Source organism: Providencia sp. wls1914 (assembly GCF_009706645.1).
Lineage (GTDB): Bacteria > Pseudomonadota > Gammaproteobacteria > Enterobacterales > Enterobacteriaceae > Providencia > Providencia zhijiangensis.
Genome location: NZ_WLUN01000016.1, coordinates 866,917 through 889,540 on the forward strand (window position 1 = coordinate 866,917; position 22,624 = coordinate 889,540).

Genomic DNA, 22,624 nt, shown 5'->3' on the forward strand with positions numbered 1-22,624 from the left:
GGATTAACGTAAGTTAACCAGTGTTTGTAACATCTGGTCTTGGGTCTTAATGGTTTGGGCGTTGGACTGATAGTTACGCTGCATTACAATCATGCTGATCAGTTCTTGGCTCATGTCCACGTTGGATGACTCCAGTGCGCCGCTGGTCAATTTACCGAATTGACCTACACCCGGAACGCCGTCCATCGGGTTACCGGAAGCGTTAGACGCTGCCCAGACGTTACCACCTTGGGACACTAAACCGTTCGGGTTAGCAAATGCGGATAATGCAATTTGACCCACAACACGTTTTTGTTGGTTGGAGTAGTTAGCAACAATCAGACCGTTATCTTCGATTTTGAAGGTGGTGTATTCACCCGCTGGGTAGCCGTTGACATCGATAGCACTGACTGAAGATTCGCTTACTTTTTGCTGGCGAGTTTTATTTAAGTCAATTTTTAATACACCATCATTTGCCCCATTAGCCCCTTTGTAATCAAACTCAAACGTTGCGTTTGATGGTGTTTGCAGGCGTCCATTACCATCAAATACAAGTCGGTCATGAACGATTACAGGGTCGTTAGGATCTGTTGGTTCTTCTGTATTAATCAGTTGAGTCGCTTTAGTCTCATTTGCATCTTTTGCATACACTTTCCACTCATTATTTGCACCTTTCACAAAGTACACAGAGATTTCATGAGTGTTACCTTGGCTGTCATAAGCCGTCATGGTGGTGCTGAAGTTATACGTTGCAATATCGTCTGGGTTATCTGGATTAAACGGCTTATCTTTAACTTTATCTTCTGAGTTCAAGTTAATGGTTAACTTGGCTAAATCAGATTGTTTAGCATCCATCATATCCGTTGGGATATTAATACCCCCCGGAACACCGCCGCTTTGTACAGTGACGTTGCCTTTATCATCCACACTTGCCGGATATCCAGTCACTACCATGCCTTGGTTGTTGACTAAGTTACCGCTTTTATCACGCAGGAATTGACCGTCACGGCTGTAATAAACATCCCCGTTTTGGTCTTGAACACGGAAAAACCCGTTACCGGAAATCGCAACGTCGGTTGCTCTATCAGTACGGGTAATTGGACCATCTTTGAAGTTTTGAGTGACGGCTGCAACGTTAACACCTAGCCCAACACCGGAGCCGGCAAACATATCAGCGAACGAGGTCGTCGCCCCTTTAAAACCGTTAGTTGCGGAGTTGGCAATGTTGTTACCAATCGAATCTAGCCCCGCTGATGCTGCATTTAAGCCACTGACTGCTTGTGAAAAAGACATATTTTCTCCATGAATATTTGGGGAATAAAAGTTTGGGGAATAAAATTAAGATGCGGGATACACTTTAAAGATGCTGCTTAGTGGCACGCTTTGCCCTATTCCAACATCCAGTAATGGTGCATCTGAGCCCGGTGTGACACCATTGACACGGGTATAACCGAGTTTGGTGACCTCTATTTCAGACCCCATCCTGACGGCTTTCACATCAAAGAAATATTTCCCTTTCGGATCGGCAACCACATTGCCGTTGTTATCGCGACCATCCCATGCCATATCGTAAATATCGGGTTTCACTTCTGAGTCATAGGTGATAGTGCGGATTACGGTGCGGTTTTTGTCTCGAATGGTAATTTCAACGCTATCGGCCATCTTCGGTAGGAAGAAACCAAATGGCGATGAAATGTAATCGGTTTGCGGCTCTTCAGTACCTTCTCCGCCTTCATTACCTTCTGTTGCGCCAAAATTACTGAGCCCAAAATTAGATGGGCTATTCGCGCTAATCACATCATCAGGTAACGGGTTAGCCGGCTTAGCCACATTGCTCTTTTCGCCGTTGCTCTCTTTTTTCAGTGGCGCAAGCACAATTTCATTGCGCGGGATAAGTACCCCTTTGCCCACTAATTGCGTCGCCTGTAATGACTGTCCAGACCCAATTTGTTGCGAAATTCCGGTGACGCTATCGCTGAGTTTATTCATACTCTCAAGCGTGGCTATCTGCGCCAATTGCCCCGTTAAATCCGCGTTATCCATTGGTTTGGTCGGGTCTTGGTTCTGCATTTGCGTGACAATCATGGTTAAAAATGTGTCACGCATATCATCACTTTGACTTTTCTTTGGAATGTTACTCGCTGCAGCTGCAGGTCCAGCAACTGTGTTATCCAAAGAATCATTCATTGAGGCAGAAATTCCCATTGCGCGTCTCCGTTACTGACCTAGCGTTAAGGTTTTCTGTAGCAATGTTTTAGCGGTATTCATTACTTCTAAGTTGGCTTGATAGCTACGCGATGCGGAGATGGTGTTGATCATTTCACCCACGGTATCGACGTTAGGCATCTTCATATAGCCCTTTTCATCTGCAAGAGGATGACCGGGCTTGTATTCCATACGCGGGGGAGCGGGATCTTCGATTAATTCACTCACACGAACGCCACCAACTTGGTTGCGACCTTGTGGCGCCATTTGAAAAACCACTTGCTTCGCGCGGTATGGTTCACCATCAGGACCCGTCACACTTTCTGCGTTCGCCATGTTACTCGCGCTAACGTTTAAACGCTGAGATTGCGCGGTTAATGCAGAAGAGGAGATATCAAAAATACTGAGTAAACCCATAACCCTTACCCTTGTTGTAGAACGGCCAACATACTTTTGACTTGGCTATTGATGAATGTAAGATCGGCTTGATATTTCAATGTGTTATCAGCAAATTGGCTGCGTTCAACATCCATATCAACCGTATTTCCATCCATTGAAGTTTGATAAGGCACGCGATATTTCAGATCCAGCGCAGCAGGCTTCATATCATGGCCTTCGATATGTCCTTTGGCTGTCACTGCCAGTGAAATACCCTTTCCTTTCACCACGCCTTTATCCATCGCTTGTTGTAATTGACGATTAAAATCAATATCACGAGCTTGATAACCGGGGGTATCCGCATTGGCGATGTTAGAGGCCAAAACAGTCTGTCTTGCTTCTCTTATGGACAAAGCCCGTTGCTGAAAAGCAAAGGTGGCATCTAATTTATCAATCATGGTTTCCTCAATGGATTTCAGTTAATTCCTAATCGATTTAGACGAAAATTAAGAATCTTTTAATTGCGGTTTTTATAAACGCAAAGTTTGAATATAGAAATTCGATGCTCATATTAGCTGGCAGATAAAAAATCTAATGGCGAGATAAAGGCAAAATAATTGACCTATTTGCCTCATTCATTATTGACGATGTAGGTAAACTTCAAGGGTGAAAAGGTATTGGATGAAAAAGGAAATGGGATGATAAAAACTATTTTTTCAATTAAATATATTTTAATTATCAGTATATTAAACCTATTTTCTTTTTCTGTTCAAGCATCTCTTCCACAAGATATTGACCAGTATTTCCGTAAAATTCATGGAAAACAAAATAGCGTTTCAATTGAAATAAAAACCCCAATAGATAAATGGCCAAATTGTGATAAGCCGCAAATTGGCTTACCAAGTGGTGGCCGTAATATGGGAAACATTTCATTGCCAGTGCAGTGTGATAAGAAAAAAACGTATTTACAGCTAACGGTGAATGTCACTGGGCAATACTATGTTGCCACCCGCAATATTCAGAAGGGAGAAACCATTGAATTTGTGGATATTGGCACCAAAAAAGGGCTTATTCATCAATTACCGTCAGGTGCATCTACCGATAAAATGGCGCTGCGTGGTACGTTAGCCCTTCGCAATATTACTGCTGGGCAGACGTTTACTAGCTCAATGGTTAGGCGCCCTTGGGCTATTAAAGCGGGTCAAACCGTGTATGTATTTGCTACTGGCAATAACTTTTCCGTTAAGTATGAAGGTCGAGCCATTAATAATGCTGCGATGGGTGAGAATATTCGGGTTCGACTCATCAATGGGCAAGTGGTCAATGGTGAAGCTCAAGAAAATGGCAGTGTTCAAGTGGCGCTTAACTAGCTTAATTTAAAATTAAATCATCAAGTTATAGCGTGATAATTTTCTGTTTTTGAAGCGAATTACAGGTATAATTTTTGCAATTCGTCTGAAGTAGTTAAATATGCAGTTAATTATCAGGATTTACATCGCAATTTAAGTGAAATTACTTATCTCACTGGTAATTTGAAAACTAACCGAATATTAAAGGTTCACTAATATCTGCCGATAACCTTCTATATCAAAAATATCGGGAACAGGAAAAATACTATGGCTATTGAGCAAACATCTGCAATCTCTGCCTTGACTCAGGTAACCACTCGCGATCCACAAGAAACCGCAGCGTTAGTTCGTGAGAAAAAAGTCTCCGCTAATGAAGCTGTTAAAGAAAGCACTTTTGCACCGAGTGAGTTACAAAAGAAATTACTTCAGCCTCAAGCTTCTGATATTGATGTCGCTAAAGTTGAAAAAATCAAACAAGCCATCAAAGACGGTACGTTAACCATGGATGCAGGTAAAATCGCTGATGGCATTTTACGTGATGCCCATGAATGCATGCTTTCTATGAAATAAACTGAACGACTATGAACGACGAATTATTACTCCTATTAGAACAGCAGCTTGGTCATTTGCAGTCACTGGAAATTGTGATGAAAAATGAAGAGTTATTACTGGGTTACCATCGTGTGCCACCTTCTCCATTTCAGGAAACGACGGAGCAAAAGCGTTTTTTAGTTGCCGCTATCAGTCATGGCGAGAACCACCGTTTACAATTGGAAGAGCAAGCAAAAATCGTTGCACCGTATGAAGGTAACCCAGCGCTTAGCCACACTTGGAATACAATTAAAGACCTGACGGCTCAGCTAAAAGATTTAAATTATCGTAATCACCAAATGCTTCAACTGCATATTGAGCTGAATGCACAACGTCTAAATTTTGTGAAAAAGCATAATAATCAGTCAACTTACGGTGCTGATGGCTTAGAATCTAAACGCCCAGCGTTAGGAAAGAAAATTTCAATTTAGATTTCTGGCTAAACCTATTTTCCTCGCCCCCTATTTTTATCTGGTTAAATGATCAGAGTCTTTTTGTTTATTAAATTTAGCCTTTCTTGCTTTTCTTCTCGCCTCAATACGCTTCACAACCTCTCCATCTGTAACCCCGACTTTTTCTAGTCCTTTAGCAAATTCCAATAATTCCTTCAATGTGTCTGCCATGTTATTTCCACCATGATTATGTATAAGATATCGATGCACTTTAATGATTAACATCTAGCGTCTTTTGGCTCATGCCAGTGAGACTGGATGCCGTTCGATTTAAAGTCCGTAAAGACCTTAACGGTGCTCTTGTATAGAACTAACGCGCAAAAAAATAGGCCGTGAGTGAGGAGTTATGACGCTCATCTCACTACACTGCCTATTGTGATACTTATTTGTGTTTTGTTAATTTGAAATCAATCGACTGTTTATGACCCGCTGATCATCGATGTCATTCTAATCTTACGGTGATCTGTCATTTCTAAATTGGACATCACCACTAACTGCGGCAAGCTACGACGCAGGAAGCGGGATAAAATCAATCTCAGCGCATGATTCACTAACAATACGGTTGGTGCGCCCATGGCTTCTTGATGTCCCACCGCTTCTTCCGCTTGAGTTTGAATAAACTGCGCTAAGTTTGGTTCTAAACCACCACCATTTTTCGCAGCTTGTAGCAGGATTTGTTCCAACTTCGCATCCAACCCAATCACTTGAATCTCTTCCGCGCTACCAAACCATTGCTGAGTAATAGCACGTCCTAGAGCAATACGTACTTGAGAAGTGAGGTAATCGGTATCTTTCTGCTCACCATTTTCACCCGCCATTTCTGCCAGCGTTTCAATAATGGTGCGCATATCGCGGATCACCACATCCTCCATGAGTAGGTTTTGTAAAACGCGGTGCAAGATGGTCAATGAAATAGTGTCTGGGATCAAATCATCTGCTAGTTTTGGCATCTCTTTTTTCACGCGGTCATACAACATTTGTGCTTCTTGACGACCAAAAAGCGTGCTCGAGTATTGCAGTAAGATTTGATTGAAGTGCGTTGCTACCGCGGTACTTGCGGAAACAACGGTATAACCTTGAATTTGAGCTTGTTCGCGCAAGTCATCGTCAATCCATACAGCAGGTAGACCAAATGCAGGCTCTTTAGTCTTATCCCCTTGTAAGGTTCCCGCCGCATTGCCCGGGTCAATCGCTAAATTGCGTCCTGGTTGAGCTTCTCCACGCCCCACCTCAGCCCCTTTAATAAGAATGCGATATTCACACGGGGATAACTCTAGGTTGTCGCAAATATGCACCACCGGAGGTAAGTAGCCAACTTCCTGAGCAAATTTCTTACGTAGCCCACGAAGTCGACCCAACAGCTCCCCTTGTTGGTCATTATCCACCAGCGGAATTAAGCGATAACCGACTTCCATTGCCAGTAAATCTTCTAGTTGCACATCATCCCATGTGGCTTCGACCACTTTATTGGCCTCTTGGAAATGCTGCGCTTGGCTATCATCCATCGCTTTTTCTGGGTTGCGAGCACGTTTGACCAGATACCACCCTAATGCAGCGAGTGCGGCGGTGAATAGTAGGAAAACAAAGTTAGGCATTCCTGGAATAAGACCAATCAACCCTAATACCCCAGCACTGAGCCACATCACGCGTGGGTTATTAAACAGTTGAGTGACCATCTGCTCACCAACATCTTCATCGGTTGCAACGCGAGTGACGATAACACCCGCTGCTGTCGAGATAATCAATGCTGGAATTTGGGCGACTAGGCCATCACCGATGGTTAATAAGGTATAAGCGCTCGTTGCATCACCGAGTGTCATATGGTGCTGACCCACACCGATAATCAGACCACCGATGACGTTTATCACCATGATCATAATTCCGGCGACGGCATCACCACGGACGAATTTACTCGCACCGTCCATTGAACCGTAAAAATCAGCTTCTTGGGTAACTTCTGCTCTGCGTTTTTTCGCTTCATCATCATTAATGATACCGGCGTTTAAATCGGCATCGATAGCCATTTGCTTACCCGGCATACCATCAAGTACAAAGCGAGCGCCCACTTCAGCTATACGCCCCGCACCCTTGGTGATAACCATAAAGTTAATCAGAACCAAGATAATGAAAACGACGATACCAATGGCAAAGTTACCGCCAACCAGGAAATGACCAAAAGCTTCGACAACTCGCCCAGCTGCATCAGGCCCAGTATGACCATCCAACAAAATGATACGCGTTGAAGCGATATTCAACGATAGACGCAATAAGGTTGCGAACAGCAAAATAGTCGGGAATGCTGCGAAGTCGAGTGTTCGTTTGGTGAACATCGCCACTAACAACACCATAATGGACAGCGCGATGTTAAAGGTGAACAGTAAATCCAGCAGGAATGCCGGTAATGGTAAAACCATCATCGACAGAATCAGTAATATCAGCACGGGTCCAGCGAGGATTTGCCACTGAGTTCCTTGTAAGTTTTTCGGCAATTTTAAAAGTGCAGCCAAATTAGCCATCGCGATTGTTATCTCCAGCAAAATCCAGCGTCGGTGGCACTGGTAAATTTTTCGGTTTCTTTGGTTTCAGGCCACCTTCACGACGCCAGCGGCGTAATTGGTAAACCCATGCTAAAACTTCTGCTACCGCTGCATACAGCGCAACAGGGATACTTTGTCCAATCTCCGCATGGCGATATAACGCACGCGCGAGCGGTGGAGCTTCAAGTTGTAAAATACGGTGCTCTGCACCAATTTCTTTAATACGTTGGGCAATAACCCCCGCGCCTTTTGCCAAGACTTTCGGCGCTCCCATTTTTTTATCGTCATATTTTAGGGCGACAGCGTAGTGAGTCGGGTTGGTGACAATCACATCCGCACTGGGTACATCTGCCATCATTCGGTTACGTGCAATCGCTCGTTGTTGCTGACGAATTTTGGCTTTAATGTGAGGATCGCCCTCTTGTTGCTTAAATTCGTCTTTAATTTCTTGGCGGCTCATCCGTAACTTTTTCAAGTGAGAGCGAAATTGATAAAACACATCAAATGCCACCATCGGGATTAATAGAAAAACAATTAAATAACCCGCAAAAATCACCTTCTCGAGTGCGTTTGCCAACGCGGTTGTCGGTGGTTCCATCACCAAATGGAGTAACGATGGCCAGCTTTGCCAAAGAAAAATGGACGCACCTAACCCCACAAACAGTGATTTTAATATCGCCTTAAACAGTTCAGATAAGGCATTCATGGAGAAAATTCGTTTTAATCCTTTGATTGGATTTAATTTTTTCAAATCAAACTTAATCAGTTTGCTATTAAATAACAGCCCACCTACCAGTGACGATGCCGAGATCCCCACCAGCGCTAACCCCCCAATAATTGGAAATAGAGCAAATAACGCCTCACTAACTACCCTCCCCAAATAACTGAGCATCAACCCGGTGTTTTGCAGATAATGCCCGTCAAAGATAAATCCTTGGCGCATGATTTGTCGTAGCTGGTTTGCCAAATGCCCTCCACTTAGCCACAGCAAACTGACTCCAGCCAACATCATCATGAGGGAGCTTAATTCTTTGGAGCGAACAATTTGCCCATCATCTTTCGCTTTCTGCTTTTTATGGGGCGTGGGTTCTTCTGTTTTTTCTACATCACTTTCGTCGGACACGTGACTTCCAAAAAATTAGCCTATACGCATAGTCGCTATAGCATGACAGAGTGTAAAAAAATCAATGGTGGAAAATAGACGTACTTCGCAGGGGTTTTTTGGCTATTGAGCAATATGGCAACAACTTTGCGAAGCGCTTCGCAAAGAGGTAAATGAAAGGTAAAAAGAGAGAGAGTAAAAAAGGACGACCTAAAAAATCACTTCCTATAATACCCACGCCGTAAAATGGGGTATATTGATAACATCAATGTAAAACACTCTATTTATAGCAGGTGATATTCGTTATGGCTCTGATCCCTAAAAACTATGCTCGCTTAGAAAGTGGCTACCGTGAAAAAGCACTTAAAATTTATCCATGGATATGCGGGCGCTGCACGCGGGAATTCGTTTATTCGAATCTGAGAGAATTAACCGTTCATCATATCGATCATGACCATACCAATAACCCTGAAGATGGCAGTAATTGGGAGTTATTGTGTCTCTTCTGTCACGATCATGAACATTCTAAGTATACAGAAGCCGACCAGTATGGAACGAATGTGGTTGCGGGTGAAGATGCACAAAAAGATGTGGGTGAAGCCACTTATAACCCATTTGCAGATTTAAAAGCGATGCTAGATAAAAAGAAATAATCGCATCCGCATTTTGTTCTCGCAGGTTTGAAATGCTATTCAAGCCTGCGTTTCTTCCGACTGTTAGCCTTGCCTTTCCAGCCTTCGTCTCTCTATTCCAGCATTATAATTTCATTTTTCGGCGCGCTATACAGCCATTTATCAGAAATTGCATCTTATTGCACCCCCTCTGCGAAGCGCTTCGCAAACCCAAATAAACACATTCGATCTGTTTGTGGCTCTATATAAAACTACCTGTGAACAAAGCTAACCATGTATAAAACCACATTGCGTATTTCTTTTAGTTTGGTGTTCAAAATCTAGTTGAACTTACCTCAGTGTACATTTATCATTCAGGTACGGTGCAAAACCGTACAATATGAATATGATGGAATGATAACCCAGTAAAGGGTTATTGAACGTCTGAACATGAAAAACTGACCGCTATTTAGGCTAGGAGAAATACCATGTTAGCCCCCAAAACCAAACGAATCGACTTAAGACTTAATGAAGAGGACAAAAATTTGATTGAAGAAGCTGCAGCAATTACCAACCTGTCTATATCTCAGTTCATGATTAGTATTGCATCAGAACGAGCCAGTGAAATTGTCAATCACCATCGACGCCTCATCCTGAATGAGCATTCATGGAATTTAGTTCAAAATGCTATCAATAACCCACCAGCTGTAAATAACCGCTTGAAGCAAGTTGCCAAACGTCTACAAGACACGGAGGAATAAGTGAAGGACTTTAAAATCGCGATGTATTCAGAGGAAATCGACTATGATTTAACACATTTTGATTGCGGTGAGCCCTATATGAATACGTTTCTCACCGAACATTTAAAACGGCAGCATAGAAACCAAATTTTACGTGGGTATATGCTGTTAACCAAAGAAGAAAAGCCGCGTGTAATGGGCTACTACACCTTATCAGGGAGTAGTTTTGAAAAAAGAATGTTGCCAAGCCGCCAGCGACAAATAGCAGTGCCTTACGAAAATGCGCCCAGTGTCACGCTCGGTCGTTTGGCCATTGATAAAAGTATTCAACGACAAGGTTATGGTGAGTTACTCGTTGTTCATGCAATGAGAATTGTCTATCAAGCATCGCATGCAGTGGGTATTTACGGCCTATTTGTCGAGGCCTTAAATGATAAAGCCAAACAATTTTATCTCGGACTCGGTTTTATCCAATTAACAGGAGATAACGCTGATAGCTTTTTTTATCCAATAAAGTCCATTGAAGCGCTTTTTGATATGTAAAAAGAGAACAGAGTGTCTGAATTTTTCAATAAATGGAGGTAAATTGATTCTCCGCTCAAAATACATGCTACATTTACCCGTGTTCGAGCACATGTACTCAGATGCATCAGTAAATTTAGCATATATATCAAAAAGGAGTTGCGATGACGGTAGCCAATAAAATGAAAAAGACGGTGAGTGTGACAGTCTCCCCTGAACTTTATGAACAAGCGAGAAAAGCCAATTTAAATTTCTCCCTCGTGTTATCCAATGCTTTACTGGCTGAACTCAAAAAACTTGAGGCGTTAAAATGGAAAGCGGATAACCAAGATGGTTTTCAGGAACTCAATAGGATCAGTGAAGAATATGGAATTTTTTCAGAGGAATATAAGGAGCTTTAATGCAATATTGTGTCTATCAAGCTAAAAAAGAGCTAACCAACTATCCTTATCTTTTGGATGTACAAAGTGACATTATTGATGACCTAACAACACGCCTTATCATTCCTTTATTTGATACACGTCATCTGCAAGCTGCCCTGCCGATTCGACTTAACCCAATTATTGATATTGAAGGGCAACCCTTTGTACTTATGACTCATTTGATGTCTGCCATCTCTAAATCCATGCTAGGAAAAGAGATTATTTGCATTGAGTACCAAAGAGATAAAATCAAAAGTGCGATAGACCTACTGGTCGATGGGTTTTGATTAACAATCGCTAATAAAATAATGATGCACAACTACCCTAAATAATTTGAGCCATAGCAACAAGGCAAACGCAGCCAATAACGCTATAGCTCAAAATATCACGAAGGAGCGAACGAATTAGAAACCTAACTCATCTAACAGATCATCTACCTGTGACTGTGAAGCCATCACATTCACACCTTCTTTATTAATCTGAGGACCGTTGAGCAGGCTTTCACTTTGAGTCTTCACTCGCATTTCTGGTGGTGTATTTTCCATCAGCAACGCTAATAGCTGTTTCTCTGCTTCTTCAACCACTTCCATCATTTTTTTGACGACTTGACCCGTTAAGTCTTGGAAGTCTTGCGCCATCATGATTTCTAGTAATTCAGCTTTAGTCACTTCGCTATCTTGGATAACTTGTCCCAAAAATGCTTGAGTGGAGCCGCGTAACGCTTCGGAGACTTCACCGGATGCCGCCTCTTCCCACTGTTGCTGCAACGCAATCGCATTTTTGTTCATTTCCACTTGCAGCGGCTTGATGACATCAATGCCGTTGAGTGTTTTTTCTGCCGCTTGGGCTGTCATTTGGGCAATATAACGCAGGCGATCTTTACCGTCTGGAATACTTGCTACTGCCTGCTGAACACTTTTCTCAAGACCCAACTCACGCATACTTTCACGTAAGGTTCTCATCAGAGTTCCAATGCGTGTAATGACGTGTTTTAGATCTTCGTTGCCAGTGCCACTACGGCTGCCATTCATTGCTACTTGTTCAATCATCACTGTCTCCTTTACCGCCCGCGATTATTGCAGCCCCATTTTTTCAAATACTTTATTTAATTTTTCTTCGAGGATAGCGGCGGTAAACGGTTTCACAACATAGCCGCTTGCGCCGGCTTGTGCTGCCGCAATGATGTTTTCTTTCTTCGCTTCTGCAGTCACCATTAAGACGGGGATATGTTTTAGTGCATCATCACCACGAATGGTTTTAAGTAACTCTAAGCCATCCATGTTTGGCATATTCCAGTCTGCAACCACAAAATCAATATTCCCAGCACGGATTTTCTCGAGGGCATCAACGCCATCTTCCGCTTCTTCAATTTTGTTAAAACCAAGTTCTTTTAATAAGTTACGGACGATGCGACGCATAGTAGAAAAGTCATCGACAACCAGAAAGCTCAGATCTTTAGCGGCCATAACCACTCCTTCAAAAATACAATGATAAATAAACTGTCACCACTAAACGGTGACAGTAGAAAGTTTTGTTAATACGCTAGGGGCAATTTTCAGTAGATCCAGCACTTCATCTGCCGCATTCATTTCGATTGCGGCACGCGGCATACCAAATACTACGCAGCTGCTTTCGTTTTGAGCGTAAGTGAAAGCCCCTTGTTGACGCAGGTTGAGTAGGCCTTTGGCACCATCCATTCCCATCCCCGTCAACAAAATACCAATACATTTACGTCCGACATGCTTAGCGACTGAGTCAAATAGCACATCAACGGAAGGACGATGGCGGTTAACCGGCTCGCTCTGCTCCAACACCACTTGGTAGCCTTTGCCTTTATCGGCAATCAGCATATGTGAATCACCCGGCGCGATATACGCGCAGCCTTTTTGTAAAACTTCGTTGTGCTCTGCCTCTTTAACTGTGAGTGCACACAGTTTATTTAAGCGTTCAGCAAAAGAGCGGGTGAAGCCTGCAGGCATATGCTGAGTGATCACCACAGGAGGGCACTCTCTAGGCAGCATCTCTAAAAATTGACGGATTGCTTCTGTTCCACCGGTTGATGCGCCCACTGCTATCACGCGGTTGTTGCACACGTATGGCGTCAGCGGTTTAGCAAGAGTTGTTGGTTCAGCTGCTTTTTTCTCTGTGCGAGCAAAACGGTTACGCTGCGACATTTTAGACATCGCCGCTGCGCGAATTTTTTCACCGATCATATCGCGATAACTCATCATGGTTTCGCGAATACCAATCTGTGGTTTTGTCACAAAATCCACGGCACCCAGCTCTAAAGCCTTTAATGTCACTTCAGAACCTTTAGAGGTTAATGTGGATACCATGACCACCGGAATTGGATGTAGCCGCATCAATTTTTCTAAAAAATCAATGCCATCCATTCTCGGCATTTCAACATCGAGGGTGATAACATCTGGCTCCAGTTGCTTAATCAAATCCCGAGCAACATACGGATCTGGCGCCGTGTCGACCACTTCCATATCAGAGTGACTGTTGATAATTTCACGCATCAATTGGCGCATTAGTGCAGAGTCATCGACGCACAATACTTTTATTTTTTTCATTGTCCTCTCCTCGCCGACGCTAAGCTGTAGACAGTCTGCCCATTGATCACGAACTGTTTTGTCAGTTGCGAAATATTTTCAGAGTGACCAATAAACAATAAGCCATCCGGCTTGAGCAGTGGCGCAAAGCGCTCTAGCAGTTTTATCTGCATTTCCTTGTCAAAATAAATCATGACGTTACGACAAAAAATCGCATCGAAGCGATGTTGTAATTGCCAATCGCCTTCCGTCAGGTTTAAGTAACGAAACTCAATCATGTTGCTAAGTGCGGGTTTTACGCGAGCAAACCCTTCGTATTCACCCACCCCTTTCATGAAGTAGCGCTGCCGTTGCAATGCTGTCAGGGTTTTGAGCTCTTCGATTCGATAGATACCTTGTTTCGCTTTCTCTAATACTTCCGTGTCAATATCGCTGGCAACGACCTTGGCATTGATGGCGTTGGCTCCCAGAACATCACTCACTGTCATAGCGATAGAATAAGGTTCTTCCCCTGTCGAAGAGGCCGAACACCAAATATTGATATTGCTATTTCGGCGGCTTTTTAAAAAATCCGTCAATGTCGCAAAGTGGTGAGGCTCTCGAAAGAATGCCGTTAAGTTTGTGGTCAGAGCATTGATGAATGCTTGCCATTCCGCATTCAACGGTTCACGTTCTAACATTCGTAAGTAGTCAGAAAAATTGTCGATATTACAGTCACGTAAACGCTTTAATAAGCGGTTATAGACCATATTTTTCTTATTCATCGTAAGGACTATTCCAGACTTTTTATGAATAAATCGACAAACCCGACCAAACTCGTCATCAGTCAAAGGTTCTATCTGTGGTACTAATAGCATCGTACTTGTCGTCCTATTCAATAAAAACCGGCGAGGCAGCCGAAAGTGGCTGCCTAACTATCATCATCTAACTTGTGAATTGTCTAGCTAACCGTCTCACCCTAACTCACGTTATCTAGATTGAGACTTCATTATTCACGCTATTGCGTGGATCCCCATTACCGTCTAACTCGGGTGGATTGTTCTGGTAATTCGAAAAATTCCACTGTCTCGACCAGATTATTGGCTTGGTCTTCAAGTGCCGCTGTTGCACTCGTTGATTGCTCTACTAATGCGGCGTTTTGTTGTGTAACAGAATCCATTTGGGTTACCGCAATCGCGACTTGCTCAATACCTCGGCTCTGTTCATTCGATGCAGACGCAATGTTGCCCATCAATTCGGTCACCTGATTAACGGCGGCAACCAATTCATTCATGGTTTGACCTGCTTCATTCACCAACTGAGAGCCCTGGTTCACACGTCCAACTGACTCGTCAATCAAGCCTTTGATCTCTTTCGCCGCTTCAGCGCTTCGCTGCGCTAATGCGCGAACTTCACCTGCAACTACCGAGAATCCACGACCTTGTTCACCCGCACGCGCCGCTTCTACTGCTGCATTCAATGCAAGAATATTGGTCTGGAAAGCGATACCATCAATAACACTGATAATGGCGCTAATTTTCTGAGAGCTGTTCGAAATTGCAGTCATGGTGTCAATCACACCTTCCGTGATTTCACCACCTTTGGTCGCCGTACGCGATGCAGTTACAGCGAGTTCACTAGCTTGACGGGCGTTATCCGCGTTTTGTTTCACCGTCGCCGTTAATTCTTCCATGCTCGCCGCAGTCTCTTCTAACGAGGCAGCCTGCTGTTCTGTTCTTGATGATAAATTATTATTCCCTAAAGCAATCTCACGAATACCCGTATACATTTGGTCTGTATTAGAACGAATAGAGGTGACGGTTTTTGCCAGTGACTGCTGCATGACTTTTAATTTTTCGAATACATCACCGATTTCATCACGGAAGTTAATTTCAATATTCTGATTTAGTTTCCCTTCCGCAACGTGCATAAAGTGCTCACTCATGCTGTTTAATGGTGAAATGACTTTGCGTTTTAACCATAGGTGTACAACGGCAATCACACCGAAAATAATGATAATAACGGTGAAGAATGAGCCCCATGCAAATTGGTTATAAAATCTTGCATCCGCAATAGAAGCGTTGCTTTCGTCGTTTAAAACAGAGAGGTAGTTATTAATAACACTGATTAATTCATCTTGGTTTTGTTGTGCTGGCAGATTGATATAAGCTGCAACATCGTTGTTATCAAGATTGCCTTTCAATGCATTTAACGTGACGACGAAGGCATTAAATTTCTCTTCCAATGCTGCTAAGTTTTCTTTTTCGCTTAGCACTGGCTGAGTTTTGAATTCGTTATACGATTTGTTAGCTGAAACTAAGTAGTTATCGAAAACAACACGGGTTTCTTCGATTAATGGGACGTGGTCGCCCACTTTCATCAGTAAGGCAATTTGGGTCAGGCTATTACGCGCCTGCATTAAGTTTTTACTCGTCTCTTCCAGTAATGCGCGTTTTTTAGAACCCATATCGATTCTTTCTAGCGCTTTTAATTCGCTGTTAACGATACCGACAGAGACGCCGCTTGAGGTTAACTGCATACCACAAAATAAAATCAGGAGTAAGTATAAGCTCACTGAAATTCGGATATTCTTTCCTAACATATTTAATCCCCTACTTATGCCAGCCAAAAGTTTGGCCCTTTTTTAATTATCGAGCTTAAACATATAAAAGCGCTGCGAGAGAAACTCTCACAGCGCTCGAACAGATTTACCCTTAAAAGGTTTCCCAGTTATCGTCATCTTTATGATTTTTCGATGCGATTTTGGATAAATCTGGTGTTTTAACAATATTAGATACTGTTCTTGGTGCAGGTTGTGCGTTGCGTACTTTTGCTTGATCCATTGCAGGTAAACGGAAAATGGAGATCAACTGAGAAAGCTTAGCGACTTGCTCTTCCAGTACATTTGCAGCAACAGCGGATTGCTCAACGAGTGAGGCGTTTTGCTGAGTCACTTTGTCCATCTCTTCCACGGCAATACTCACTTGAGCAATACCTTTGCTCTGTTCATCAGACGCGGTTGCGATGTGCGTCATGATGTCAGTAACACGTGTGACTGAGTCGACAATTTTTGTCATTGTTTCACCAGCATCTTCTGCTTGGCGAGCCCCGACGTCTGTTCTAGAAACAGAGTCTTCAATCAAGCCTTTGATCTCTTTTGCTGCATCTGCACTGCGTTGAGCAAGGCTACGAACTTCATCGGCAACCACCGCAAATCCTCGACCATGTTCACCTGCACGCGCAGCTTCAACGGCAGCGTTCAGTGCAAGAATATTGGTTTGGAAAGCAATGCTGTCGATAACCGCGGTAATATCAGAGATTTTTTGTGAGCTATCGGCGATGTTACGCATGGTATGAACCACGTTAGACACTACTTTGCCGCCTTCTTTTGCAATAACAGAAGCTTGGCTTGCAAACTCACTGGCTTGATGAGCATATTCAGTGTTTTGCTTAACGGTTGCTGTCAGCTCACTCATGCTAGCAGACGTCTCTTCTAAGCAAGCCACTTGCTGCTCAGTACGTGAAGATAAGTCATTGTTACCCGCTGCGATTTCAGTGGTACCTTGATAGATAGTTTCACTACCATCCAGTACACCACGAACCGTATTGATCAGCTCTTGTTGCATGTGCTGAGCACCGCGCGCAAGTTCACCAATTTCGTTGTTCGCTGAGGTATCAATTTTTGGTGTTAAATCCCCTGAAGCGAACACTTTAATGCGCTCGATCAGCGTATTTAATGGCTCAGTGATCCCTTTACGCACATAGCGATAGCTAATCACGCTGATCACTGCTAACAGTACCGATAAAATAACCAGCAAATACAGAGCTTGGCGGTAATTGGATTCTGCATTCACGACTTCATTTTCAAAATCTGAAGAAATTTCAGCAAAATAGAGACCGAATTGCTCTTCAAATTTGGCTTGTAGCCCTGACGTTCTATGCGCATAGAAACCGTTTAAGTCCCCTTTCTCTGCATATTCTGACAGTTTGGTTAATGCAGTACGGTAATCCTCATAGGATTTCAGTAAGTTATCAAATAACCCCTTATCCACCTCTGCGTTTGCCATCAACTTTCTGTAGCTGTCATACGCTTCATCGGCAGCTTTAAATTTACCTTTTGCTGAAGCAATAAGATCCGCAGCAGAGGCATCATCTTTAATGCTTAACTCTTCTAATAAATACGCGTTAATAGAGCGGTTTAAGTCAGAACGAGCTTGCAATAAGTTAACCCAGCTTTGAGTCAGAACGAGTCTTTGGCGTTGGAGAGAATTCAAATAATTAATACTGTCGCTGTTATCGCCGAGTTTGGTAAACATCAAACCACTTGATACCAGCTGCAATAAAATAAATACAAAAATAACGGACAAAAGTCCTGATACGATTTTAATTCGACTGTACATGGTGTTTTACTAACATAGTGTTGTTGTAGTTTGGATATCGGACAGTTGCTCAAAAACTTTAGTCATACGCTTACCATTTTTGAGCAAATTATCAGCGTATTTAACGCATCTAATGACACGTTATTCCGCGATATTGTCGATTAACGCCATCTCTTCACTGGTCAATAATTTTTCAATATCAACCAGAATCAACATACGTTCGCCTACCGTTCCTAACCCGGTCAGATACTGAGTGGATAATGTCACCGCGAAATCTGGCGGCGGTGCAATTTGTTCTTCATGCAGCACTAGCACATCAGAAACACCATCAACCACAATTCCCACGACACGATCTTTTAAGTTCACAACGATGACAACGGTGTTGTCGTTGTAAACCACATTTTCATGGGAAAACTTAATGCGCAGATCGATGATCGGAATAATGACACCACGCAAGTTGGTGACGCCTTTAATAAAGTCAGGGGTGTTCGCGATACGAGTCACTTGCTCATAACCACGAATTTCCTGCACTTTTAAAATTTCGATTCCGTACTCTTCTTCACCAAGCGTAAAAATGAGGTAGCCTTCGCCATTCTTTTCTTCTTCAAGCTTGTTTAAATCGTCATCTAACATAGACATGGTATATAACCTCTATTTAGTGCATTACTGGTTGAGAAACAGGCTGTTTCTTATTAATCAAAATGTTGTTGTTCATTCTCTGCAATTCTGCGACGTCTAAAATCAGCGAAACAGAACCATCGCCCATGATGGTGGCAGCCGAAATTCCCGGAATTTTGCGATAATTACTTTCGATGTTTTTCACCACGACCTGCTGCTGCCCCACCAGCTTGTCAACCAATAAAGCAAAGCGATGCCCCGCATTTTGGATGATCAGCGCAATACTATTGGCGAGATTTGGTTCGGCGTTTTCGATAGAAAAGACGTGATGCAATTCGACCAGTGGTAAATATTCACCGCGAACGAGCAGCATTTTTTCTTCACCTGCGAGGCGATAGATATCCTCTGGCCGTGGCTGTAATGTGCTAATAATCGCGCTAAGTGGAACGATAAATACATCGTCAGAGACTTTGACTGACATCCCATCAAGAATGGCTAAGGTTAATGGCAGTAAAATACGAATAATGGTGCCTTTACCCTCCGTGAAGCCGATTTGAATGCGCCCGCCCATGTCTTGAATGTTTCGTTTAACCACGTCCATTCCGACACCTCGGCCTGATACATCAGTCACGACTTCGGCGGTTGAGAAGCCCGGTGCCATGATCAACATCGCAACTTCGTCATTGGTCATGCCATCGTGAACATTCATGCCTTGAGAGCGAGCTTTAGCCAGAATTCGTTCGCGGTTTAGCCCGGCTCCATCATCGCGTACTTCGATGCAGATATTGCCGCTTTGATGCGCCGCAGACAGCGTCAATGTTCCCGCTTCAGGCTTACCATTTGCCAAACGAACTTCTGGTTTTTCAATACCATGATCGAGGCTGTTACGGACAAGGTGATTGAGTGGATCGACGATGCGTTCGATAAGGCTCTTGTCTAATTCAGTTGAGCTACCTTCCACTTTCAGTTCGATTTTCTTACCCAGTTTAGAGGCAATATCGCGCACCATACGAGGGAAGCGACTGAAGACATAATCCATCGGCATCATACGAATAGACATGACTGACTCTTGCAGAGCCCGTGAGTTACGCTCTAATTGAACGATAGAACTGAGTAAATCTGCATATTCGTTTTGGTCAACTTGTTGGCTATGCTGAGTTAGCATTGACTGGATGATCACCAGTTCGCCCACTAAGTTGATCAATTGGTCAACTTTTTCAACGGCAACACGGATACTGCTTGAATCCCCTTTGGGCTTCGCTGTAGCTGCTTTTTTAGCGGCAGCGGATGACGATACAGATGATGGCGTTGGCGCTGTAACAGGTGTCGGTGCCGCAACCGCCACTTTAGGCGATTCAACTGGCTCGGTTGGTGTTTCAACCATTGCCGCCAACTCTTCCACCGTTGCTTCCAGTTCTTCGAGGGTTGCAGCAACTTTACTTTTCTGGTTACTACCTTGTGTTGCACGTTGGCACTCTTCAAAACTGATTTCGCTATGCTGAATTTGAGACTCATCCACGACGAAACACAGCACACCACAGATATCGTCGATATCCGTATTGGTTCCTAGCCACGCTTTTAAGCTGGAATCACTTTTTTCAGAGCCAAATAAGCTACCGAATAAGCCTAATTCATCTGCTAATACATCCACTTCCGTTGATTTCAGACCGTTCAACGTAATGATGAAATAATGAGAGAATTCGTTATTTGTCAATGAGGCATGAGTTTGCATCGCGGTTTCTGAGGAAGGCTCATCCGTCGCAGCATCGTCATCTACAACATTGTCATCAACAGCATCGTCAGTCTCTTTGGTACTCGCGTTAACAATCGCGGCAACCTCTTCCGGGCCAATCTCGCTGACATCATGTTCAATACTTTTGAGCACATCACAAATGCGTTTGAATGACTCATCATCTGGTAATGAGTCATTTTTATAGGCATCCAATTGGGACACCATCACATCTTTTGCATCTAAGAAAACGTCAATAATATCTGGCGTTAATGTCAGCTCATCGTGACGTGCCTTATCGAGCAAGTTTTCTAAGGTATGTGTGGTATTTTGCAGATGAGTGAAACCAAAGGTTGCCGCCCCACCTTTAATTGAGTGGGCACTACGGAATATGGCATTGAGCTGCTCGCTATCTGGGTCAATAGGATCAAGCTCAAGCAAATGCTGTTCCATATCCCTAAGCAACTCATCGGCTTCATCGAAAAATGTTTGATAAAACTCGGTAATATCCATGCTTTTTATCCAATTTCGCTTAAGTTTCACTTAACACTGACTGCCGGATAAATCCGGCAGTAGTGAGATTCGGGTGATTATGGTTTTTGTCATCACTGTTTATCGGGTGACTTTGTCACCTTCACAGTTACGACATCACTGTTTGCCGGTATTGGCACATCTTGTGGGCCTTTTTTCAGCACATCGTTAATCGGTGTTGCGCCATCGTATTCATGTAAAATTTGATTTGTTTCATCTTCATTCAATACGATGATGCTGATCCGCCGGTTGACGGGTGCTAAGCCGTTTTCTTTGTCTAGATGGATGGATGAAGCCATCCCCACTACGCGTAAAACTTTGCGCTCATCCATTCCCCCCATGATCAGCTCACGGCGAGAAGCGTTGGCTCTATCGGATGAGAGTTCCCAGTTGCTGTAATAGGCTTCGCTGGCATACGGCAAATCATCCGTATGTCCAGAAATACTAATGCGATTCGGAACATCATTGAGTAGTGGTGCAATCGCGCGAAGAATATCGCGCATGTAAGGTTCAACGGTGGCAGAACCTACTTTAAACATAGGGCGATTGGCGCTATCTACGATTTGAATTCGTAAACCATCGTTGATCATATCAATCAACAAATGGGGTTTTAATTCATTCAAACGCGGGTCTTGTAAAATCGCTTGCTCAAGATTTTCTTTTAATTTTTCAAAGCGATAATTTGCATCACCGGAAATGATGTTATTTGGCTCTGGCATCACGTCGCCATCACGAAAAATCGGATCTTTTCCACCGCCGGGAATGGGGTTAGTGGCATCTCCGCTTTTCGTTCCTGGGTTGATGGCAGTGCTGAGCGGAGTACGAAAATACTCCGCTATCTTGGTTAATTCTTGAGGACTGGAGATGGAGATCAGCCACATAACCAGAAAGAATGCCATCATCGCAGTCATAAAATCAGCGTATGCGATTTTCCATGCACCGCCGTGGGCGTGCTGCTGATGACCGCCTTTTTTCTTAACACGAATAATTTGAGGGCCATTGGCTGCCATTAGCGATTACTCCTCAGTGGTTTCTGTTGCGCGATTACCGACTTTGACTTCGCGGACTTTATCTTCCAGCTCAAGGAATGATGGTCTATCAACGCTAAATAAGACTTTACGACCAAACTCAACCGCAATTTGAGGCGCATACCCTTGCAACGAAGAGAGGAAAGTAACTTTAATGCACTCCATCATTTTTAATTGTTCGCTACTGCGCTGACGAATCAAACTAGCCAGTGGTAAAATAAAACCATAAGCCACTAAAATACCGAGGAAAGTTCCTACCATTGCATGTGCAATCAAGGCGCCCAATTCACCCGCTGGTCGGTCTGCAGCTGCTAGCGCATTTACCACCCCCAGAACGGCCGCCACGATCCCAAACGCAGGCATGGATTCGCCCACCATGTTCAAACCGGATGCTGGTACTTCGTTTTCTTGACGAAATGTTTCTAGCTCTTCATCCATTAATGCTTCGATTTCATGCGCTTGCAGGTTACTCGTCACCATTAAACGTAGATAATCCACGATAAACATCATGGCAGTTTGATCTTTGATAATGCGAGGATACTGGGAGAAAATCTCACTCTCTTGCGGGTTTTCAATATCTTTTTCGAGTGCAAGTAGGCCTTGTTGGCGAGATTTATTCAAAAGCTGAAATAACAAAGCCATTAAGTCCATTGACATGGCTTTGTTGTAAGAAGAGCGACGGAAGAGTCTTGGTAATACTTTACATAATGCAACGATGGCTTTACCACTGTTACCCACAACAAATGCGCCTAAACCAGCCCCTAAAATGATGACAAATTCAGCTGGTTGGTACAGCGCGCCAAGATGACCACCGACCATGACATAGCCACCGATAACGGCAGCTGTAACAATGATATATCCGATGAGTATTAACACAGTATTCCCTTTCACTCCGTTGGTTAACAGATGGCAGTCAA

22 protein-coding genes and 3 pseudogenes are annotated in these 22,624 nt (G+C 43.4%); 8 read left to right on the top strand and 17 right to left on the bottom strand.

Features of this window, described 5'->3' with window-relative positions; all coding sequences use genetic code 11:
- Positions 1-3 precede the first annotated feature (3 nt).
- The 4 genes from flgE to flgB are packed head-to-tail and all read right to left on the bottom strand — an operon-like array spanning position 4 to position 3,020.
- A complete protein-coding gene (gene flgE / locus GKR74_RS14895) occupies positions 4-1,272 on the bottom strand; it encodes a flagellar hook protein FlgE (protein WP_154604165.1) in 1,269 nt (422 codons plus the stop codon).
- 45 nt (positions 1,273-1,317) lie between these two features.
- On the bottom strand, positions 1,318-2,184 hold the full coding sequence (locus tag GKR74_RS14900) for a flagellar hook assembly protein FlgD (protein ID WP_154604166.1): 867 nt from the start codon (positions 2,182-2,184) through the stop codon (positions 1,318-1,320).
- 12 nt (positions 2,185-2,196) lie between these two features.
- Positions 2,197-2,601, bottom strand: a complete 405-nt coding sequence (flgC, locus tag GKR74_RS14905; RefSeq protein ID WP_154604167.1) for a flagellar basal body rod protein FlgC — start codon at positions 2,599-2,601, stop codon at positions 2,197-2,199.
- Positions 2,602-2,606: 5 nt separating this feature from the next.
- A complete protein-coding gene (gene flgB, locus GKR74_RS14910; RefSeq protein ID WP_006657508.1) occupies positions 2,607-3,020 on the bottom strand; it encodes a flagellar basal body rod protein FlgB in 414 nt (137 codons plus the stop codon).
- Positions 3,021-3,260: 240 nt separating this feature from the next.
- On the opposite strand from flgB, the gene flgA reads away from it, so the two are divergent.
- The 3 genes from flgA to GKR74_RS14925 all read left to right on the top strand — a co-directional run bounded on the left by flgA (position 3,261) and on the right by GKR74_RS14925 (position 4,933).
- The gene (gene flgA, locus GKR74_RS14915; RefSeq protein ID WP_154604168.1) at positions 3,261-3,932 is read left to right on the top strand and encodes a flagellar basal body P-ring formation chaperone FlgA; all 672 of its coding nucleotides are present in this window, start codon (positions 3,261-3,263) and stop codon (positions 3,930-3,932) included.
- 246 nt (positions 3,933-4,178) lie between these two features.
- Positions 4,179-4,481 (top strand): flagellar biosynthesis anti-sigma factor FlgM, encoded by a 303-nt coding sequence (gene flgM / locus GKR74_RS14920; protein ID WP_154604169.1) that lies wholly within the window; start codon positions 4,179-4,181, stop codon positions 4,479-4,481.
- 11 nt (positions 4,482-4,492) lie between these two features.
- Positions 4,493-4,933 carry a flagella synthesis protein FlgN gene (locus GKR74_RS14925; protein WP_154604170.1) on the top strand — a complete coding sequence of 147 codons (441 nt, stop codon included), beginning with the start codon at positions 4,493-4,495 and terminating at the stop codon, positions 4,931-4,933.
- A 36-nt stretch (positions 4,934-4,969) separates the two neighbouring features.
- Here the strand turns inward: GKR74_RS14925 and GKR74_RS14930 are convergent, their stop codons facing one another.
- The 3 genes from GKR74_RS14930 to flhB all read right to left on the bottom strand — a co-directional run bounded on the left by GKR74_RS14930 (position 4,970) and on the right by flhB (position 8,614).
- Positions 4,970-5,125, bottom strand: a complete 156-nt coding sequence (locus tag GKR74_RS14930) for a hypothetical protein (protein WP_154604171.1) — start codon at positions 5,123-5,125, stop codon at positions 4,970-4,972.
- A 248-nt stretch (positions 5,126-5,373) separates the two neighbouring features.
- Positions 5,374-7,470: a flagellar biosynthesis protein FlhA gene (flhA, locus tag GKR74_RS14935; protein WP_154604172.1), complete on the bottom strand. Its 2,097-nt coding sequence runs from the start codon at positions 7,468-7,470 to the stop codon at positions 5,374-5,376.
- On the bottom strand, positions 7,463-8,614 hold the full coding sequence (flhB, locus tag GKR74_RS14940) for a flagellar biosynthesis protein FlhB (protein ID WP_181478385.1): 1,152 nt from the start codon (positions 8,612-8,614) through the stop codon (positions 7,463-7,465). Before flhB ends, flhA begins: the two co-directional genes overlap by 8 nt.
- A 284-nt stretch (positions 8,615-8,898) precedes the next feature.
- Here flhB and yajD point away from each other — a divergent pair, with 284 nt between their 5' ends.
- The 5 genes and pseudogenes from yajD to GKR74_RS14965 all read left to right on the top strand — a co-directional run bounded on the left by yajD (position 8,899) and on the right by GKR74_RS14965 (position 11,220).
- Positions 8,899-9,246: an HNH nuclease YajD gene (gene yajD / locus GKR74_RS14945; protein WP_154604173.1), complete on the top strand. Its 348-nt coding sequence runs from the start codon at positions 8,899-8,901 to the stop codon at positions 9,244-9,246.
- A gap of 446 nt (positions 9,247-9,692) precedes the next feature.
- On the top strand, positions 9,693-9,965 hold the full coding sequence (locus tag GKR74_RS14950) for a type II toxin-antitoxin system TacA family antitoxin (protein WP_154604174.1): 273 nt from the start codon (positions 9,693-9,695) through the stop codon (positions 9,963-9,965).
- 21 nt (positions 9,966-9,986) lie between these two features.
- On the top strand, positions 9,987-10,487 hold the full coding sequence (locus GKR74_RS14955; RefSeq protein ID WP_154604440.1) for a GNAT family N-acetyltransferase: 501 nt from the start codon (positions 9,987-9,989) through the stop codon (positions 10,485-10,487).
- A 143-nt stretch (positions 10,488-10,630) separates the two neighbouring features.
- On the top strand, positions 10,631-10,867 hold the full coding sequence (locus GKR74_RS14960; protein WP_154604175.1) for a type II toxin-antitoxin system CcdA family antitoxin: 237 nt from the start codon (positions 10,631-10,633) through the stop codon (positions 10,865-10,867).
- A pseudogene (locus GKR74_RS14965) lies at positions 10,867-11,220 on the top strand (CcdB family protein). Before GKR74_RS14960 ends, GKR74_RS14965 begins: the two are co-directional and overlap by 1 nt.
- Positions 11,221-11,292: 72 nt before the next feature.
- Here the strand turns inward: GKR74_RS14965 and GKR74_RS14970 are convergent.
- From GKR74_RS14970 to motA, 10 genes and pseudogenes are all read right to left on the bottom strand, one after another.
- Positions 11,293-11,937: a protein phosphatase CheZ gene (locus tag GKR74_RS14970; RefSeq protein WP_154604177.1), complete on the bottom strand. Its 645-nt coding sequence runs from the start codon at positions 11,935-11,937 to the stop codon at positions 11,293-11,295.
- 24 nt (positions 11,938-11,961) lie between these two features.
- The gene (gene cheY / locus GKR74_RS14975; protein ID WP_036951481.1) at positions 11,962-12,354 is read right to left on the bottom strand and encodes a chemotaxis response regulator CheY; all 393 of its coding nucleotides are present in this window, start codon (positions 12,352-12,354) and stop codon (positions 11,962-11,964) included.
- A 42-nt stretch (positions 12,355-12,396) separates the two neighbouring features.
- Positions 12,397-13,464 carry a protein-glutamate methylesterase/protein-glutamine glutaminase gene (locus tag GKR74_RS14980; RefSeq protein WP_154604178.1) on the bottom strand — a complete coding sequence of 356 codons (1,068 nt, stop codon included), beginning with the start codon at positions 13,462-13,464 and terminating at the stop codon, positions 12,397-12,399.
- Positions 13,452-14,300, bottom strand: a pseudogene (locus GKR74_RS14985) (CheR family methyltransferase). The gene GKR74_RS14980 and the pseudogene GKR74_RS14985 overlap by 13 nt, the downstream one beginning before the upstream one ends.
- Before the next feature lie 158 nt (positions 14,301-14,458).
- Entirely contained in the window at positions 14,459-16,024 is a 1,566-nt protein-coding gene (locus GKR74_RS14990; protein ID WP_154604180.1) for a methyl-accepting chemotaxis protein, read from the bottom strand.
- A 112-nt stretch (positions 16,025-16,136) separates the two neighbouring features.
- On the bottom strand, positions 16,137-17,822 hold the full coding sequence (locus tag GKR74_RS14995) for a methyl-accepting chemotaxis protein (RefSeq protein ID WP_154604181.1): 1,686 nt from the start codon (positions 17,820-17,822) through the stop codon (positions 16,137-16,139).
- 120 nt (positions 17,823-17,942) lie between these two features.
- Positions 17,943-18,440, bottom strand: a complete 498-nt coding sequence (gene cheW, locus GKR74_RS15000; protein WP_006662059.1) for a chemotaxis protein CheW — start codon at positions 18,438-18,440, stop codon at positions 17,943-17,945.
- 16 nt (positions 18,441-18,456) lie between these two features.
- Positions 18,457-20,661, bottom strand: coding sequence for a chemotaxis protein CheA (gene cheA / locus GKR74_RS15005; RefSeq protein WP_154604182.1), 2,205 nt, complete (start codon positions 20,659-20,661; stop codon positions 18,457-18,459).
- A gap of 77 nt (positions 20,662-20,738) precedes the next feature.
- A pseudogene (gene motB, locus GKR74_RS15010) lies at positions 20,739-21,689 on the bottom strand (flagellar motor protein MotB).
- Positions 21,690-21,695: 6 nt separating this feature from the next.
- Positions 21,696-22,583: a flagellar motor stator protein MotA gene (gene motA, locus GKR74_RS15015; protein WP_181478378.1), complete on the bottom strand. Its 888-nt coding sequence runs from the start codon at positions 22,581-22,583 to the stop codon at positions 21,696-21,698.
- Between the last annotated feature and the right edge of the window lie 41 nt (positions 22,584-22,624).